The 16,007-nt window shown below is 69.0% G+C and carries 14 protein-coding genes and 2 tRNA genes; 8 read left to right on the top strand and 8 right to left on the bottom strand.

Annotation, left to right across the window (positions count from 1 at the left end):
- Together ABI385_RS18405 and epsC are read left to right on the top strand one after the other, a co-directional pair.
- Nucleotides 1-660, top strand: a 660-nt coding sequence (locus tag ABI385_RS18405; protein ID WP_348105214.1) for a pyridoxal-phosphate dependent enzyme, incomplete at its 5' end; no start/stop codon positions are given.
- 31 nt (nucleotides 661-691) lie between these two features.
- Entirely contained in the window at nucleotides 692-1,303 is a 612-nt protein-coding gene (epsC, locus tag ABI385_RS18400; RefSeq protein WP_407068302.1) for a serine O-acetyltransferase EpsC, read from the top strand.
- Here the strand turns inward: epsC and ABI385_RS18395 are convergent.
- The 4 genes from ABI385_RS18395 to ABI385_RS18380 all read right to left on the bottom strand — a co-directional run bounded on the left by ABI385_RS18395 (nucleotide 1,300) and on the right by ABI385_RS18380 (nucleotide 6,623).
- The gene (locus ABI385_RS18395; protein ID WP_348105213.1) at nucleotides 1,300-3,720 is read right to left on the bottom strand and encodes a CHAT domain-containing protein; all 2,421 of its coding nucleotides are present in this window, start codon (nucleotides 3,718-3,720) and stop codon (nucleotides 1,300-1,302) included. The genes epsC and ABI385_RS18395 overlap by 4 nt on opposite strands.
- A gap of 145 nt (nucleotides 3,721-3,865) precedes the next feature.
- Nucleotides 3,866-4,387 carry a carboxypeptidase regulatory-like domain-containing protein gene (locus tag ABI385_RS18390; protein ID WP_348105212.1) on the bottom strand — a complete coding sequence of 174 codons (522 nt, stop codon included), beginning with the start codon at nucleotides 4,385-4,387 and terminating at the stop codon, nucleotides 3,866-3,868.
- Nucleotides 4,384-4,980 carry a sigma-70 family RNA polymerase sigma factor gene (locus tag ABI385_RS18385; RefSeq protein WP_348105211.1) on the bottom strand — a complete coding sequence of 199 codons (597 nt, stop codon included), beginning with the start codon at nucleotides 4,978-4,980 and terminating at the stop codon, nucleotides 4,384-4,386. Before ABI385_RS18385 ends, ABI385_RS18390 begins: the two co-directional genes overlap by 4 nt.
- Complete coding sequence (locus ABI385_RS18380) at nucleotides 4,977-6,623, bottom strand: S8/S53 family peptidase (RefSeq protein ID WP_348105210.1); 1,647 nt, start codon at nucleotides 6,621-6,623, stop codon at nucleotides 4,977-4,979. Before ABI385_RS18380 ends, ABI385_RS18385 begins: the two co-directional genes overlap by 4 nt.
- A gap of 375 nt (nucleotides 6,624-6,998) precedes the next feature.
- Here ABI385_RS18380 and ABI385_RS18375 point away from each other — a divergent pair, with 375 nt between their 5' ends.
- From ABI385_RS18375 to folP, 5 genes are all read left to right on the top strand, one after another.
- Nucleotides 6,999-7,766 (top strand): helix-turn-helix domain-containing protein, encoded by a 768-nt coding sequence (locus ABI385_RS18375; protein WP_348105209.1) that lies wholly within the window; start codon nucleotides 6,999-7,001, stop codon nucleotides 7,764-7,766.
- Nucleotides 7,705-8,037 carry an SRPBCC family protein gene (locus ABI385_RS18370; protein ID WP_348105218.1) on the top strand — a complete coding sequence of 111 codons (333 nt, stop codon included), beginning with the start codon at nucleotides 7,705-7,707 and terminating at the stop codon, nucleotides 8,035-8,037. The genes ABI385_RS18375 and ABI385_RS18370 overlap by 62 nt, the downstream gene beginning before the upstream one ends.
- A 69-nt stretch (nucleotides 8,038-8,106) precedes the next feature.
- Nucleotides 8,107-8,192, top strand: a tRNA-Ser gene (locus ABI385_RS18365).
- A gap of 74 nt (nucleotides 8,193-8,266) precedes the next feature.
- Nucleotides 8,267-8,827, top strand: a complete 561-nt coding sequence (locus ABI385_RS18360) for a dihydrofolate reductase family protein (RefSeq protein ID WP_348105208.1) — start codon at nucleotides 8,267-8,269, stop codon at nucleotides 8,825-8,827.
- Between the two features lie 82 nt (nucleotides 8,828-8,909).
- The gene (folP, locus tag ABI385_RS18355; RefSeq protein WP_348105207.1) at nucleotides 8,910-9,839 is read left to right on the top strand and encodes a dihydropteroate synthase; all 930 of its coding nucleotides are present in this window, start codon (nucleotides 8,910-8,912) and stop codon (nucleotides 9,837-9,839) included.
- A 53-nt stretch (nucleotides 9,840-9,892) separates the two neighbouring features.
- Here folP and ABI385_RS18350 read toward each other — a convergent pair whose 3' ends face one another.
- Together ABI385_RS18350 and ABI385_RS18345 are read right to left on the bottom strand one after the other, a co-directional pair.
- Nucleotides 9,893-11,488, bottom strand: coding sequence for an LCP family protein (locus ABI385_RS18350; protein WP_348105206.1), 1,596 nt, complete (start codon nucleotides 11,486-11,488; stop codon nucleotides 9,893-9,895).
- Between the two features lie 139 nt (nucleotides 11,489-11,627).
- Nucleotides 11,628-13,238, bottom strand: a complete 1,611-nt coding sequence (locus ABI385_RS18345) for an LCP family protein (RefSeq protein WP_348105205.1) — start codon at nucleotides 13,236-13,238, stop codon at nucleotides 11,628-11,630.
- Nucleotides 13,239-13,492: 254 nt separating this feature from the next.
- On the opposite strand from ABI385_RS18345, the gene ABI385_RS18340 reads away from it, so the two are divergent.
- A tRNA-Ser gene (locus tag ABI385_RS18340) sits at nucleotides 13,493-13,579 on the top strand.
- On the opposite strand, the gene ABI385_RS18335 is transcribed toward ABI385_RS18340, so the two are convergent.
- Nucleotides 13,561-13,833 (bottom strand): hypothetical protein, encoded by a 273-nt coding sequence (locus ABI385_RS18335; RefSeq protein WP_348105204.1) that lies wholly within the window; start codon nucleotides 13,831-13,833, stop codon nucleotides 13,561-13,563. The two genes, ABI385_RS18340 and ABI385_RS18335, sit on opposite strands and share 19 nt — an antisense overlap.
- Nucleotides 13,834-13,877: 44 nt before the next feature.
- Nucleotides 13,878-15,926, bottom strand: coding sequence for a glycosyltransferase family 39 protein (locus ABI385_RS18330; protein WP_407068301.1), 2,049 nt, complete (start codon nucleotides 15,924-15,926; stop codon nucleotides 13,878-13,880).
- Nucleotides 15,927-16,007: the final 81 nt, after the last annotated feature.

The raw sequence follows: 16,007 nt of genomic DNA, 5'->3' as shown, positions 1-16,007 counted from the left end.
GTCCTGACGATGCCGGAGTCGATGTCCAAGGAGCGGCGTGCGCTGCTGCGGGCGTTCGGGGCTGAGCTCGTCCTCACCGACCCCTCGACGGGCATGAAAGGCGCGGTCGACAAGTCCGAGGAGATTGTCAAGGAACGCGGCGGCGTGCTGGCCCGTCAGTTCGCCAACGAGGCCAACCCCGAGATCCACCGCACCACCACGGCTGAGGAGATCTGGAAGGACACCGACGGCGAGGTCGACATCGTCGTCGCCGGCATCGGCACCGGTGGCACCATCACCGGGGTCGGTCAGGTTCTCAAGGCCCGCAAGCCCGGCCTGCAGATGATCGCCGTCGAGCCGGCGGAGTCCCCGATCCTCAATGGTGGCAAGCCCGGACCCCACAAGATCCAGGGCCTCGGGGCTAACTTCGTGCCGGAGATCCTCGACACGAGCATCTACGACGAGGTCATCGACGTCGATGCGGAGACCTCCGTGAAATGGGCCCGCCGCGCGGCCACCGAGGAGGGCCTGCTCGTCGGCCTCTCGTCCGGTGCCGCCATCGCCGCGGCGGTGCAGGTGGCGCAGCGTCCGGAGAACGAGGGCAAGACAATCGTGGTCATCATCCCCAGCTTCGGGGAGCGCTACCTGTCGACGATCCTGTTCGAGGGTCTCGTCGACTGACGTGGTTGACGCGAACCTGTATGCCGGCGCGATCCGGCGGCCCGCCAAGGGATGGGGCCGCCGGATCGCGTCCGCGCGTGCGTCGGTGATCGAGGACGTCGACGCCGCCATGGCGCGCGATCCCGCCGCCCAGTCGCGGCTCGAGACGTTCCTCGCCTCCCCTGGCCTGCATGCCGTCTGGTCACATCGGGTCTCGCACAAGATGTGGGAGAACCCCAGCTATCGGCTGCCAGCCCGGCTGTTGTCCCAGTGGACGCGGGCGCGTACCGGCATCGAGATCCACCCCGGCGCCACCATCGGTCGACGGCTCTTCATCGACCACGGGATGGGCGTCGTGATCGGAGAGACCGCCGTCGTCGGTGACGACGTCATGCTCTACCACGACGTCACCCTCGGTGGCCGTTCGCTCGCCAAGGTGAAGCGGCATCCGACGGTCGGCGACCGGGTGACCATCGGCAGTGGCGCCCGCGTCCTCGGCGACATCACCCTCGGAGACGACAGTCAGATCGGCGCGAACTCCGTTGTCACGAAAGACGTCCCGGCTGACTCGGTGGCCGTCGGCATACCCGCTCAGATCCGGCGACCGGTCCCCGGCCTGATCCCGGAGGAGCTGCTCGACGAGCACCCGGCGATCTGGATCTAGGGACGTGCGCCCGACGCCGAGCGCGTTGTCTGCCACGGCGATCCGAACGACACGAACCCGGCCGGAGCAGTGAGGTCGTCCTCGATCGAGGCGGCCAGAGCCCGGGCCGAGTCGAGCCCCGCGGCCAGGTGCTCGTGGTAGCGCACCATGGTCTCGAGCGCGACGTGGTCGTCGATCCGGGAGACGCCACTGACGACGCATCGCGAACCGATGCCGAGCAACGCTGCCGTGAGCCCGAGCACCTCGCCTCCACGTCGCGGGGTGACCAGCCCGAGGTCGCAGGCGGACAGGACGACATGGCTCGCCACGGTGCCGTCGGCAGGGATGTCGTATGCGTACAGCGGCCCGTCCGCGAGCCGGATGCTCGAGAAGAGCGGGTTGTCGTGGTTGTGCGACCCGTGGGCGGCGACGTGAACGACGTCGTTGGTGACCATGGCCTCGGCGAGCCCACCGGCGCTGCCGCGCTCTGACGTCACCGCCACGCCGTTGCGCCACTGCTGGGCTACGGCCGACACCTCGGCGCCGGACAGCACCAGGCCGGGTCCGGCCATCGCGGTGACCTTGGGCGCCGTCACTAGGGATGTCATGCCTCGAAGCCAACCCGTCGCTGACAGGGCCACCGTTGTGGGCCGCGTGCGTCGTCGGGGCAGCAGGCTCCACGGGGCGGCGCCCAAGGTTCGGGATGGGATGACGATGAGCTCGTCGACGTCTGCCAGCGCACCCGGAAGCAACGCGTCGTCGAGCTTGACCAAGTCGTGCATCAGGGACTGAGTAATAGCCTGTCGCAACGGATCTGGCAACAACCTCCCGGCGAGCGCGTCCAGGTCGGCGCGAATCCGCGTCATGAGTGACTCGACGTCCGCCCAGGCCGCGAGTGTGTGGACCGTCGTGCGACCCTCGGCGACCGCCACGGCGCCCAGGCGGTGGTCGAGCACGAAGTACGCCACGATGTCGGCCGACCGGTCGACCAGAGTTGGTCGAAGCGCGGTCAAGGTGGTGGAGCGCTCCGCCCGGCCTTCACCCTGCAGACTCCACTCGCGTTCTCGCACTTGACTTTCGAGGACACGCTGGCGCCGACGGAGCGTCTCACTACGGCCGCTCGGACCTGCGTTCCGGACGTCTTCGGCCGCGAGGCGAAGGCTGGACACCAGCGCGGCGAGCTCGGGGTCGACGGACGGCGTGACGGCGGTGCGGCGGTGCGACATCGCCCGCCAGCGTTCGAGCGAGTCGAAAACGGCTTTAGCGGAGACGGACTCGAGCGCCATCCGCAGGTCCAGCTCGGCTAGGCGGTTCCCGTGCACCGCCATCGCCGTCCGCAGGTCGAGGCTGTGGTGACGGGCCTGCTGCTCAGCGAGCCTGGTGAGGCCGCCGCGCAGCTCACGCCGGGCCGCAGGGAGGTCACCCGCAGCGCGAGCGACACCGGCGCGTACCAGGTGCTGGTGAAGCCGACTACTCAGGGGGTCGCTCGTCGACCTGCGGTTGACCTGGCTCAACAGCCCGACGGCCTCGCCCACATGCCCGAGCGCGAGGTGCGCCTCCGCGGCGATGAGGGAGACCTCACGCGCCGAGGTGCTGGCGTCCGGCAGCAGGGAGGCCGCCCGGATCTCGCGCGCGACCCGGGTCGGTCCACCCTTGTCGCTGAGGTAGGCCTGCCATCGAGTGACGTCCGCCTTGGCCTGCCAGCCACTGCTCTGCCGTCGGCGGAACTCGCGCCGCGCTCGAGACGCGTGCGTCCGTGCGCGGAGCCAGTCTTCTTGCAGCAGAGCGCATTCGGCCAGTGCGAGCTCGACTTCAGCATGCTCCTGGTTCACGCGGACTCGGCGCAGCGAGATGCTCGCCTCCCGAAGCACCTCCTCCGCCTCGTGCAGGAGGCCGGCCTCGATGAGGACACGGGCGCGGTCGAGCTGTCCTGTCCGCGACATGTCGGCATCCAGCGCACGGGCCCGAGCCAGCTGGTCGAGCGCCAGGGGGAGGTTGCCCGCGAGGAACTCCGCGTAACCGAGGTTGTGGAGGGCCTTGGACTCGAGCCGGCTGAGGCCCATCTCGGATGCGGACGATGCAGAGCGGCGCAGGTCGTTGCGTGCCGCTGAGAGATCGCCACGGAACAGGTGCACTGCCCCACGGTTCAGGTAGAGCGCCGGGCTCTCGCGGGGCGTCACGTGGTCGATGAGCGAGATGGCGGCATCGAACTCCGGCAACGACTCATCTATCTGACCGCTGCGGACGAGGAACAGCCCTCGCAGGTCATGCACCAGGGCGACGGGTTCCAGACTTTGCGATCCCCGGGCCGCAGCGAGCGCCTGCTCGAGCGCGGACTCACCGCGGGAGAGACCGTGTATCTCGAACTCTGAGAACGCATACGTGATGAGTAACCTGGCCTTGAGACGCTGGCGCTCGGTGTCGTCGCCCCCGGCCACGTGTGCCTGCCGCAGCAGGCGCAACCCTCGGTTGACGAGTCGGGTAGCGACGATCGGCCGCCCGCGACCGTTGGCCTCGCGGGCGGCGCGTCGCAGTTCCTCGACCTGCGCCAGCAGTGGGGCAGCGATCGTCGTGGTGCCTCCGTCAGATCTCTATCGCAGGGGTGATCACGGGATGATCACCCTCACGGGCCTCATTCTGCCGCAAGACCAGCTGGGCGAGACCGTGGTCCACGTGTTCGAAGACGAACCGGCCGTCTTCGTCCGCCGTGACGTGCCTCGTCTGTTCGCCGATGCGCAGCTCCACATTCAGAAACGCGCCGGGAGCCGCCCATCCGTCGAGGCGTACGCCGTCGTTCTCGAGCGGGGTGATGGTGACCATCGTGGTGAGGGTGTCACTGGTGAAGGTCACCGTGCGCGCGCGCAGCAGGTCGTCGCTCCGTGCTCCGGCGAGCTCGGGGAGGGATTCTCGCTGGAGCATGGCGACCTCCGCCTCGAGGTCGTCGAGCGTGATCGCGAACTTGACCCGGTCGAGCAGGCTGGGCGGGACGGGGTCACCCACCTCGTAGATCCGGCGCAGGGTTGCGAGCGCGCGTCCGTCGACGTCGTCGACGACTCCGAGCTCAAGCTCGTCGAGGCGGGACTGGTCATGCTCTCGATCGGTCATGAGATCCCCCAGTGCGGGTCGGAGTCGAGCAGGAGGCGGAGCTTGGCGAGACATCGACCTCGAGTAGGACCGATGCTGCCGATCGGCATCCCCAGTGCCTGGGCGACCGTGGCGTAGTCGGGACGGTCGGAGAAGGCCACCACACGCAGCAGGCTGCGACATCGTTCGGACAGTGACTCGATGTGTCGCCACAGGACTCGACCCTCGACCGTAGCGAGAGCCGCGCTCTCCGGGCCGGCCATCGTCAGGTCGGGGACTTCGTCGGCGTCCTCGGCAGCCGGCATCGGCTTGGTCCGGCGCGAGTCCTTGACCACCCTCCAACTTTCGCGCTTGGCCGTGATGATCAGCCAGGCCAGAACCGCACGAGGGTCCTGGATGGTCTCCGCGTGATGCACCAGCCGTAGCCAGGTGGTCTGCACGACATCCTCGGCCTGGTCGTGTGAGACCCGCTGCGCGCGCACCGTGTGCCACAGCAGCGGCGTGACGAGGTCGACGAGCTCGGAGAGGCGATGGCGGTCGCCCTGCTGGTACGCCGCGAAGGCGGCGCCCGCCCGGCTGGCCAGGGTCTCGGCAGGTGCTCCAGGGGTGCTCACGGCCGGTCCCATCCCACCTCGGCGTGGATCGCCGCCCAGGCCCTGGTTCTCGCACTTTCGGCGTCCAGTCGCCCGAGGCTTCCACTGGAGACGAGGCACTGGGCCAGCTCGCCCGCCAGCACGGGTGCGGCGAACGAGGTACCGCTCCAGATGCCAAAACCGCCCGCGAAGTCGTCGCCGTCTACGTCCTCGCGACTACCGAACCGACGAGCCGGCTGCAGCCCCCCGTTGAAGGTCTGCGGGAGCGTGCTCACCACGGCGGCGCCGGGACGGTTGCAGCTGATCCAGTCGCCACCGTTGGAGAACATCGAGATGGTGCCGTTGGGGTTGAGTGCCCCGACGCTGAGCACTGGGACGACGTTCGACTCCGTATGCCTGCCCTTCACCGGGGCGAGGCCCGCGGGGAACATCTTGGTCGTGGTGGCATCGTTGCCAGCCGAGGCGACGACGGCGACGCCGAGCCGGCCGAACTGGCGAAGTGTGCGCGCAAGACCCGAGGTGTACCTCTCGTCGTCCGGAGACTCATGGTAATACCCGAGCGACAGCGAGAGCACGTCGATGACCTCGTTCGCCAGGCCCAGGGTCTGGGCCCGTGCCTGCCGGACAAGCAGCATGTTGAGAGCAACGGTGAGGTCGTGCTCGTCGACGGTGCCGTCGCTCGGCATCACCCTGATGGCCAGCACCTTGGCGTCGGGGCAGATCTGCCGGATGATGCCGGCGATGAAGGTACCGTGACCGGAGTCCCGGTCCAACGTGCCCCGGAGCGGGTCGTTGACGATTCCGTCCAGCTCCGAGTCCTCGACGCCCTCCCCGAGACCGATCGGGATCCCGGCGACGCTGGCGCCCAGTTGGGCGAACTCGGGATCGGTGAACCAGTCGTGCTCTCCGAGGCCCGTGTCGAGCACCGCGACCACCGGCCGGCGACCGATTTCCGGATGAGGCGTGGGGCGTGGCGGATGGGCCAGGAAAATCACGGGCTGCCGGCCGGAGAGCGCGCCGAACCCTTGGCCCGGTCCTTCAAACACGGGGTTCCCTGTGAAGTAGGACGGTCCCTCGAACACTGGCTGTCCTCCGACGAGCGCCGGGCCTTCGAAGACGGGGTTGCCTTCGACGAGGGCGGGTCCTTCGAAGACCGGACGACCCTCGATGTCGACGCCTCCTGAGCCTGCGGTCAGGGTGACAACGTGGTTGAGGCCGACCGTGTAGTCCGGCTGGTCGCCTCCGACGTTCTCGCGATAGCGCCTGAGCACCGACCAGGCGTCCGGCGGGGTGGCCCGTCCGCGAGAGGCGGTCAGCTTGACGCGGGCGACCCAGACGTCCTGTGCGAGCCGGCGCACCGCTGCATCGCTCAGCTGCCCGAGGTACGCATCATCGGCCCGCGCTGCGTGGGGGTCGACGGAGTGCCCGGTGGCCGAGGCCGCGTCGACCAGGGCGTCGATCGCCGATGGCGCTCCCTGGACGAGCAGCTCGTCGGCCACGTACGCCGTGGGCCGGGTGGGTCGGCCGCCGACCAGACCGGCACGACCCGGGTCCAGGACACGGGCACCGAGACGACTGAGCACACTCTCCGGGATGGGGACCGTGGTCCTGGTCCGCGGTTCGTCGCGACGCTCGGGGTCCCGAGGGCTGCGCAGGTACGGCATGTGGGGTCTCCCTCATCGGGTGGTCTGCGGCGGCGACACTCCGACGCAGGTCTAATTGTGTTGCTCAGTGTGCTCGGAGAGTGTTGGGCTGCTCCTGATACATCGAGATTGCTGGGGATACATCGAGAGCTCTTGGGCCGGATCCGTCCGCGGCCGCAGGACCGGCCCCGCAGAGATGATCTCGCGCCGATGTATCAGGCGTCCAGACCCGCGCTCTTCTCCCGTGTCCGCCCGGGCTCGGGGGCCCGGCCGGACGCCCTGCGTCGCAGGGGGCGACGTGCTGACAGGGGCCACGAGAGAGCCGGCGGGACGACAACCGACGCACCTTCGGGTGCACGCCCGCCGGCTCTCTTGTACAACTGCCTTGTGGACCGGGTGAGCGACGGCAGCGAGCAGGAGAGCACCGAGCGGGGCGACTCTCGTGCGCCGTGGTTTCGCGCCGTCGCTGTCTCGGACGACCTGCTGGGTGCAGACGGGCGTCGGCTCGTCGAGGAGCTCGGGGAGCTGCGCGAAGGGACCGCGCCGGAGGCACGCATCCGTGTGGTCGAGCGGCACCTCCGGCAGTGGGTGGCCGAGGACGCGGTGGTGGACCCCGTCGCCGACCAGGTCGTCCGCACCCTGGCGAAAGACGCCACAGCAACGGTCGAGGGACTCGGCCAGGCGCTGGGCCTCGGCGAACGACAGCTGCTGCGTCGGTGCACGGTGGCGTTCGGCTACGGGCCGGCGACACTGCGGCGGATCCTGCGGTTGCAGCGCTTCCTCGATCTCGCCGGAGACGGGCGGACCGGCGTACGCCTCGCCGACCTCGCACACGAGGCGGGGTATGCCGACCAGCAGCACCTCGCGCGCGACGCCAGAGCGATCGCCCGGTCCACCCCACTGAGCTCGTCAGCAACGTCCGATCGGTCCACGCCGTGGACCCGGATGGGACGCAATGATGAGTTCGACAAGGTCCATCCGACCGAGCAGAGGAGACGAGACGACGATGACGGGTCTCATGGCACGTGGCACGACCACCATCGACGCGAGCAAGGCCGCCGTGTGGAAGGGGCTGACCGACCCCGACCAGATCAAGGACTACATGATGGGCTCGGTGGTCGAAACCGACTGGCAGCCGGGCAGCCCCATCACCTGGAGCGGTGAGTGGAAGGGCAAGCCCTATCAGGACAAGGGTGAGATCGTCGCGGTCGACGAGCCCGATCGCCTCGAGCTGACGCACTACAGCCCGCTCACCGGTCAGGACGACGTCCCCGAGAGCTACCACACCCTCGTCTACACGCTCGAGGACAGGGACGGCGGAACGCAGGTCAGCGTGACCCAGGACAACAACGCCGACCAGGACGAGGCGGACCGGAACTCGCAGGCCTGGACGCAGATGCTCGACGGGCTGAAGCAGACCGTCGAAGGGTCCTGATCGCAGCTCGTTCGTCCGTGGGAGACTGCTGCCCGGCGCTCGCCCGTCCTCGGACCGGCTGGTCTGCCGGGAGGGCTCGCATAGTGGCCTAGTGCGGCGGTCTTGAAAACCGCTATGGGTAACTCCCATCGTGGGTTCGAATCCCACGCCCTCCGCTTCGTCTGGTCGAGAAGATGGGTGAGCACGGTCGTAGTTCCGACCGCTGCCACCCGGGCCGAAGGGAGATCCGGTGTCGGGTCTGATCTATACCTCGATCGCGTCGTTGGACGGCTACGTCGCGGACACGAACGGCGACTTCTCGTGGGCGGCACCCGACGAGGAGGTGCACCGCTTCGTCAACGACCACGAACGGGAGGTCTCGACCTATCTGTATGGGCGGGGGATGTACGACGTGATGGTCGCCTGGGAGACGGCCGGCGACGACGAGGACGACCAACCGGTGATCCGGGACTTCGCGACGATCTGGCGAGCGGCGGACAAAGTGGTGTACTCGACGACAATGAGCTCACCGCGCAGCGCCAGGACGCGGGCCGAGGGTCAGTTCGACCCGGAGACCGTACGCCGGCTCGTCGCCGAGGCCGACGGGCCAGTCAGCATCGGGGGAGCGCACCTCGCTGCCGCGGCCCTGCGAGCGAGCCTGGTCGACGAGGTCCACCTGCTCGCCGTCCCGGTGGCCGTGGGTGGGGGGACACGGTTCCTGCCCGACGACCTGCGGATCGGGCTCCGGCTCATGGACCAACGACAGTTCGACTCCGGGGTCGTCTTCCTACGCTATGCCGTCAGGGCATGATTGGAACCTCACCGCCCCCTCGGCTCGCTCACCGCCAACCCAACCGCGGCACCTCCGCAGGCACGAGTGACAGCATGGTTGGGTGGACCGAGCCGTCGAGCCCCTGGACCTGCCCAGTGCAGCTCCTCTCGAGCTGCGCGGCCACTCCTTCGACGCGTCTCGTCCGGCTGTGATGGCGATCGTCAACCGCACGAATGACTCGTTCTACCAAGGGAACCGGCACGCCGACCTGGGGTCCGCGATGGGAGCGCTCGACCGGGCCGTCGCCGACGGCGCGGACATCGTCGACGTCGGCGGCGTCCGAGCCGGACAGGAGGGGGCGTGGGTCACCGCCGAGGAGGAGGTCGCCCGGGTACTGCCCTTCCTCGAGCGAGCGCGTGAGGCATACCCGGAGATCGTTCTCAGCCTCGACACCTGGCGGGCGGAGGTCGCCCGGTCGGTGGCTGGGGTCGGGCTGGACCTCGTCAACGACACCTGGGCCGGTCATGACCCCGAGCTGGTGCAGGTGGCCGCGGACATCGGTGCCGGGGTGGTCATCTCGCACACGGGTGGGCTGCCACCTCGTACCGACCCGGTGGGTGTGACCTACGGGCCTGACCCTCTGGACATCGTGCGCGACGTCCTCGCCACCCTCGCGAGGGGTGCCGAGACAGCGCGGCACGCGGGCATCCCACAGGAACGCATCCTGGTGGATCCGACCCTCGACTTCGGCAAGACGACCGTGCACTCCTTGGAGGTCCTCCGGCACACGGCGGACGTGGTGTCACTGGGGTTCCCGGTGCTGCAGGCGTTGTCCCGCAAGGACTTTGTTGGGGAGACGCTCGGGCTCGAGGCGGACGAGCGGCTGGAGGGAAGCCTCGCGGCAACGGCCGTCGCCGCGTGGCTGGGAGCCACCGTCTTCCGGGCCCACGATGTGCGGGCCACCCGACGGGTCGTTGACATGGTGGCGACCCTGCGGGGCGACCGGCCCCCCCTACTCGCGCAACGAGGAACGACTCAAGCGGGTCCGTGAGGACGCTGGGAGAAGCCGCAAAGGCGGTCGGTTGTCTCGGTAACGGATTGGCCTCAGCAGGCGTCGGCGACGTTGACCACGCCGGTCGGCGCGGACTGACTGATGGTGGTCGGGGTGGGCGTCGCCGTCGTCTTGGATGACTTACTCGTTGACTTACCCGTCGACTTGCCTGCCGACTTGGTGGCCGTGCCGGTCGTGTTGGTGGCGGTGGGCGTCGAGTTCGCCGACGACGCGCTCGGCGAGGTGGACGCGACGAGCGCCTCCTTGACGAGGGAGCGCATCTTGGTGAAGTTCGGATCGCTGGGGTTGATGTTGTCGGAGGTGAAGGTCAGCGAACCGACGCCACCCTTCTGGATCCGCTGCACGAGGTTGACCCAGGCGGGCAGCTGGGCGACGGGGATATCCGTCGAGATGTTCTGCTTGGCGACGTCGGCGAGCTGGGGGTACTGGCTCAGCATCGAGACCGGGTTGACCTGGCCGAGGATGCTCCCGATCAGACAGCGCTGGCGTCGCATTCGGGAGTAGTCATCGGTCGTGAGGCGAGAGCGGGCATACCAGAGCGCCTGATGCCCGTTGAGCGTCTGCTCACCTGGTTCGATCCAGCCTTCGACGCCGGCGATGAGGTTGGGGTTGTCGCCGGGGTGGTAGCCGTTGATCGGCAGTCGCTGGGTCACATTGACCTTCACCCCGCCCATCGCGTTGACCAACGCCTCGAACCCGTCGAGGTCGATCACCGTGGAGTAGTCGATGTTGAGGCCGATGGTCTCGCCGATCACGTGTCGCAACGCCGTCAGACCGGGGTTGTTGTCCCCGGGGTAGAGGTCCGTGTGGCTCACCGCCTCGGCCCAGATCGCGTTGAGCAGACAGTCGTGGCCGGTGCCCCGGGTCGGGCAGTAGAAACCGTTGGGGAAGAACGTGTGCAGCGGGTCACTCGCGGGTATGGGGGCGCGCTCGAGGTTGCGCGGCAGGCTGATCAAGGTGGCGTGGCCGGTCTGCGGGTCGATGCTCGCGACCACCATCGAGTCGGTGCGCACACCTACGCGGTCGTTGCCGGCGTCGGAGCCGACGAGCAGGAGGTTGACGCGGTCGACACCGTTCCAGGGGTCGGACGAGCTCGGGTCGGGAGCTGCAGCCCCGTCGGAGGGCTTCAGGCCACCGAGGGACGGCCCGGAGAAGACGGTGCCGACGACGTCGCGCTGGATGAGGGCATAGCGCACCACCTGGAAGGCCGGAAGGGCGACCAGCAGGCACATCACGGCGGTGAGGATGCGTAGCCCGCGGCGGGTGCTGCGGTCCGTGCGCGGCGGCGCGGTGCCCGCATGGGTGAGCACGATCGACAAGATCCAGACCACCGCGACGACGATCGTCAGGACGACGAGCACCATCAGCGAGGTCGGGTTCACGGCGATGTTGAGGGCCGTCGTCAGGGCCCCCTTGGCCAGCACCACGAGGGCGCCGATGACGAGCACGGCGGCGAGGATGCCGAGCAGGATTGCGCCGAGGCGTCGGTAGCGGGTGCCCAGCAGACCCGCCCCGGGGATGATCGCGGCGATCGTGTGGGCGACGGAGCGACGGGTCAGCCGCCGGTCCTGATGGAGGACTCGGGTCCGCGCGCCGGTCTGGCTGCCGCCCTGGTCGTGCGCGGACATCTGCACCTTCCGTTGATTCCGTGAGGTCTCGCCGGCAGGATATCCGCCGCGAGAGTGGGCTCTGGTCATATGACGCGGTGCCAGCGCGTCGGGTTGCCCACGCGAAGCTGTGCGTCTGCGCGGGCTCGGCGGGGTGCCGTCAGCAGGCCGAGCGGATGTCCACGATGCTGCCCGGAGGGGCGGTGACCGTCGTCGTGGTAGCGCTCGTGGTGGTCTTCGGTGCCGTGGTCTTGCTCGACTTCGGACCGGATCTCACGGTCGGCGGGGTCGTGGTCGTGGTCGAGGGAGTGGCCGTGGTCGTCGTCGAGCTCGTGGTGGCAGTCTGCGTTGCCGCGCTGAGAGCCTCCTGGACGAGGGTGCGCATTGTGGTGAAGTTCGGGTTTGCCGAGTTGATCACCTCGTCGGTGAACGTCAGCGAGGTGATCGTGCCCTTCTGGACGCGCTGGATGAGGTCGACCCAGGCCGGCAGCTGGGTGACTTGCACGTCGGTGCTGATGTTCTGCTTGGCCACCTGGGCCAGCTCGGGGTACTTGCTCAGCATGCTGACCGGGTTGACCTGGCCGACCAGTGCTCCGATCAGGCAGCGTTGGCGACGCATCCTCGAGTAGTCGTCCGAGATCAGGCGAGAGCGGGCAAACCAGAGGGCGTGGTAGCCGTCGAGCTTCTGGACACCCGGCTCGATCCATCCCTCGACTCCGGCGATGAGGGCGGGGTTGCCGTTCGGGTGGTAGCCGTTGATCGGTAGCCGTTCGGTGACGTTCACCGTCACCCCTCCCATGGCCTGCACGAGTGCTTCGAAACCCGACAGGTCGATGACGGTGGTGTAGTCGATGGTGACGCCGAGGGTGGCACCTATGACGTCGCGGATCGTGGTCAGCCCGGGGTTCGGGTCTGCGGGGAAGAGCCCACGGTTGCCCTCGGCCAGCGTCCAGACGGCGTTGATCATGCACTCGGCACCAGGGGCGGCGCCAGGACAGTAGTAGCCGTTGGGGTAAAGCTTGTAGAGCGGGTTGGTCGTCGGGAACGGCGCTCGCTCGAGGTTGCGCGGCACGCTGACCAGCACCGTGTTGCCGTTCTGCGGGTCCATGCTCGCGACGACCATCGAGTCGGTGCGGACCCCCACGCGGTCGCTGCCCGCGTCGGAGCCGATGAGCAACATGTTGACGCGCTGCACGCCGGCCCACGGGTCCGGCGCAGACTCGTCGGGGGAGACGGTCGACCCGGGGTTGGAGCCTCCGCTGTTGCCGGCCACGGTCTTGGAGGGCAGGTCGCCGAAGACGGAGCTGACGACGTCTCGCTGGATGAGCGAGTACCTGACCACCTGGAAGGCCGGCAGTGCCACGAGCAGGCACATCAGCGCGGTCAGGGCGCGCAGCCCGAACCGCGAGCTGCGGTCCGCCCGTGCCGGCATCGTGCCGCGATGGGTGAGGATGATGGAGAAGATCCAGACCAGACCCCCGATGGTCGCCACTCCGGCAACCGTCAGCAGCAGGTCGGGGCGCACGGCCAACGACAGGGCTGTCGTGGTGGCGCCCTTGGCGACCAGGGTCAGCACGAGGGCGACCACTGCGAGTACAAGGAAGGTCAGCAGGAGCCAGCCGAACCGGCGGTATCGCGTGCCGATGAGCCCGGCCCCGGGGATGATTGCCGCGAGGGTATGCCTCGCCGAGCGCCGAGCACCGCGCCGGACCTCTTGACGCTGTCGGGTCCGGGCACCCAGTGGGGTGTCGCCGGAGCTGTCCGAGGTCATGCACGCTCACTTTTTGGGTGGGGGAGGGTCTGGGGTGGCCCGGCCGCAGAATACCTGCGAAAACTGGGTCGGGCTCGCAGACGGGGTCCTACTCGCAGACGGGGTCGGACCGCACCTGGGGCCCGCGGCGGGTGGGAGAGCAGCGGGCCTGATGGGCGGGCGGGACGGTGGCGGGGTTTGGTCCGTCCCCGGGGCCCCGGTAGCCTGTGCTGGCTCCGACCGTCGCTCGTCCACGGTCTGGTCGGGTCCGAGCTGGAGGCGTCGCATAGTGGCCTAGTGCGCCCGCCTGCTAAGCGGGTTGGGGGTAACACCCCTCGCGGGTTCAAATCCCGCCGCCTCCGCCGGCCGGTTCCGGATGACCCGGGACCACAGCGAGGACAGCCCGAACCACACGGTTCGGGCTGTCCTCTGTTCCCCCGGTCAGGACGTCGCTCTGGGCGTCCGCGACGACCAGCGACTGGACGTGGTGACGCGCCGGTCCGTTGCCGCCGCGCACCCCGAACGTCCACGCCCGGTTCGCCGCGGTGTTCACGACCGTGGAGACGAGCAGTCCCACGAGGTTCGGGGTCTGGGCCCCCAGCGGCGTCGTGAGCACCGGTGAGCGGGGTGAGTGGCTGGGTGAGTGTCGAGGCAGCCATGTCACACCGTGGCCGTCGTGGTGGCCGTCGTGGTGGCCGTCGTGGTGGCCGTCGTGCTGCCCGAGGTACTGGTCAGCGGCTGCGTCAGGTCGTAGAACGTCGACCCGCCGATGGTGACCGCGGTGAAGTTCGACTGCACCCAGGTCGAGATCTGCGACGAGGCGTTGCTTCCCCCGGTGTTCCCGCCACCTATGCCGCCACCGGCCAGGAAGTAGTGGATCTGCCCGGCTGAGACGTATGCCTGGAACTGGGCAAGCGTCGGTGACGGGTCACTGCCGTTGAACCCGCCGATCGCCATCACCGGCAGCTGGATGCCCAGCTGCAGACCGGCCGCGTTCTGCGAGCCGATCGCCGCGGCGACCCAGGTGTACTTGTCAGCGTTCGCCGACAGCGCCGAGACCACCGCCGTGCTCGGCGCGGAGGCATCGAGCAGGCCGCCCATTCCGCCGCGCTGACCACGGCCGAAGCCGCCCGCCCCCGGTCGGCCGCCCGCACCGCCGGCGACGGTCGGGCCGGCGTCGATGATGGAACCGCTGTGACCCGTGCTCACGGTCTGCACCGAGTAGGCAGCCGGACCGAGGAGCGAAGCGAACAGCGCGGCCCCGATGACGACGGGCACAGCGCGGGCGTGGAGCCGGTTGAGCGCGAGGAACCCGAGCGCCGCAGCGAGACCGACCGCGAGGACGACGACGCGCAGCCAGGAGTTCCAGTCGGTGCTGCGCGACAGGAGCAGGAACCCCCAGACGGACGTAACAGCAGTCGCCACTGCGAGGGTGAGGTAACCGATCGCCTTCTCGCGGCGCTGCCAGGCCTCGGCCGCGCCCATCCCCACCAGGGCGGCGACGGCCGGTGCCAGCGCGATCGTGTAGTACGCGTGGAAGATGCCGGCCATCAACGAGAACGTCAGCATCGTCACGGCCAGCCAGGAACCCCACACCAGGTATGCCGCGCGGCGGTTGTCGGTGCGCGGCCGACGCCCGCGCAGGACCAGTCCGACGACGAGCAGGATCAGGGCTGCCGGGATGAGCCAGGAGGTCTGGCCGCCGATCTCGGAGCTGAGCAGGCGAGTCAGGCCGGTGGCACCCCACCTACCGGTGCTGGTGCCGCCACCGCCGACGGAACCGGTCTCGTTGCCGGTGATCCGACCAAAGCCGTTGTAGCCGAAGGTGAGCTCGAGGAACGAGTTGGTCTGAGAGCCGCCGACGTAGGGCCGCATGCTCGCCGGGATCAGCTCGATGAGCGCGACCCACCAGCCGGCCGAGACGACGATCGCAACGCCGCCGAGCAGGACGTGCGCGACCCGCCGGCCGAACGTCGCCTTCGCCGCCACGAGGTAGGCCACCGCGAAGCCTGGCACAACGAGGAACGCCTGGAGCGTCTTGGTTAGGAAGGCGAACCCGATGAAGACGCCCACCAGCATGAACCAGCGGACCGACGCCTTGTCGACGGCGCACACCGTCGCCCAGGCGCCGAGCACCATGAGCAGGGTGAGCAGTGCGTCCGGGTTGTTGAAGCGGAACATCAGGACCGCGGCCGGTGTCAGCGCCAGTGTCGCGCCGGCGATGAGCCCGGCCGCCGCCCCGAAGTGGCGGCGCACCGTGGCATACAGGACCCCGACGCTCGCTACGCCCATGAGGACCTGGGGCGCGAGGATGGCGAACGAGCTCAACCCGAGGAGCTTGACCGACAGGGCCATCACCCAGAGGGAGGCCGGGGGCTTGTCGACGGTGATCGAGTTCGCGGCGTCCGAGGAGCCGAACAGGAAGGCCTCCCAGTTGGCCGAACCCGCCTGCACCGCAGCGGAGTAGAACGAGTTGGCCCAGCCGCTCGCCGTCAGGTTGTAGAGGTAGAAGGCGGCGGTGGCCACGAGTAGGGCCAGCAGCGCCGGACGCGCCCAGCTCGGCTCGTCCGTGGGTCCGCGCCAGAGGCGCTGGACACGGGAGGCCGGACGGGTGGGAGTGCCGCCGCCGCCCAGGGGCGCGGTCGATGTGCCGGACGCGGGGACGACACGCGCACCGTGTGGGTCCCGGGAGAGGGTGGTGATGTCCATGACGACCACGATGGGGTTCTGCACTATGTGGTTCCTGTGGCGAGCCAAGGGTCCGGAGATGAGCCTCGCGGCGGCGTCAGG

Source organism: Lapillicoccus sp., from assembly GCF_039935575.1.
GTDB lineage: Bacteria > Actinomycetota > Actinomycetes > Actinomycetales > Dermatophilaceae > Lapillicoccus.
This window is presented reverse-complemented; position numbering and strand designations above follow the sequence as displayed.

Coding starts and splice junctions, on each gene's coding strand:
- ABI385_RS18390 (WP_348105212.1), bottom strand. CDS start 4,387: ATGACCGATCGAGAGCATGACCAGTCCCGCCTCGACGAGCTTGAGCTC.
- ABI385_RS18380 (WP_348105210.1), bottom strand. CDS start 6,623: ATGCCGTACCTGCGCAGCCCTCGGGACCCCGAGCGTCGCGACGAACCG.
- ABI385_RS18370 (WP_348105218.1), top strand. CDS start 7,705: ATGATGGGCTCGGTGGTCGAAACCGACTGGCAGCCGGGCAGCCCCATC.
- ABI385_RS18350 (WP_348105206.1), bottom strand. CDS start 11,488: ATGTCCGCGCACGACCAGGGCGGCAGCCAGACCGGCGCGCGGACCCGA.
- ABI385_RS18345 (WP_348105205.1), bottom strand. CDS start 13,238: ATGACCTCGGACAGCTCCGGCGACACCCCACTGGGTGCCCGGACCCGA.
- ABI385_RS18330 (WP_407068301.1), bottom strand. CDS start 15,926: ATGGACATCACCACCCTCTCCCGGGACCCACACGGTGCGCGTGTCGTC.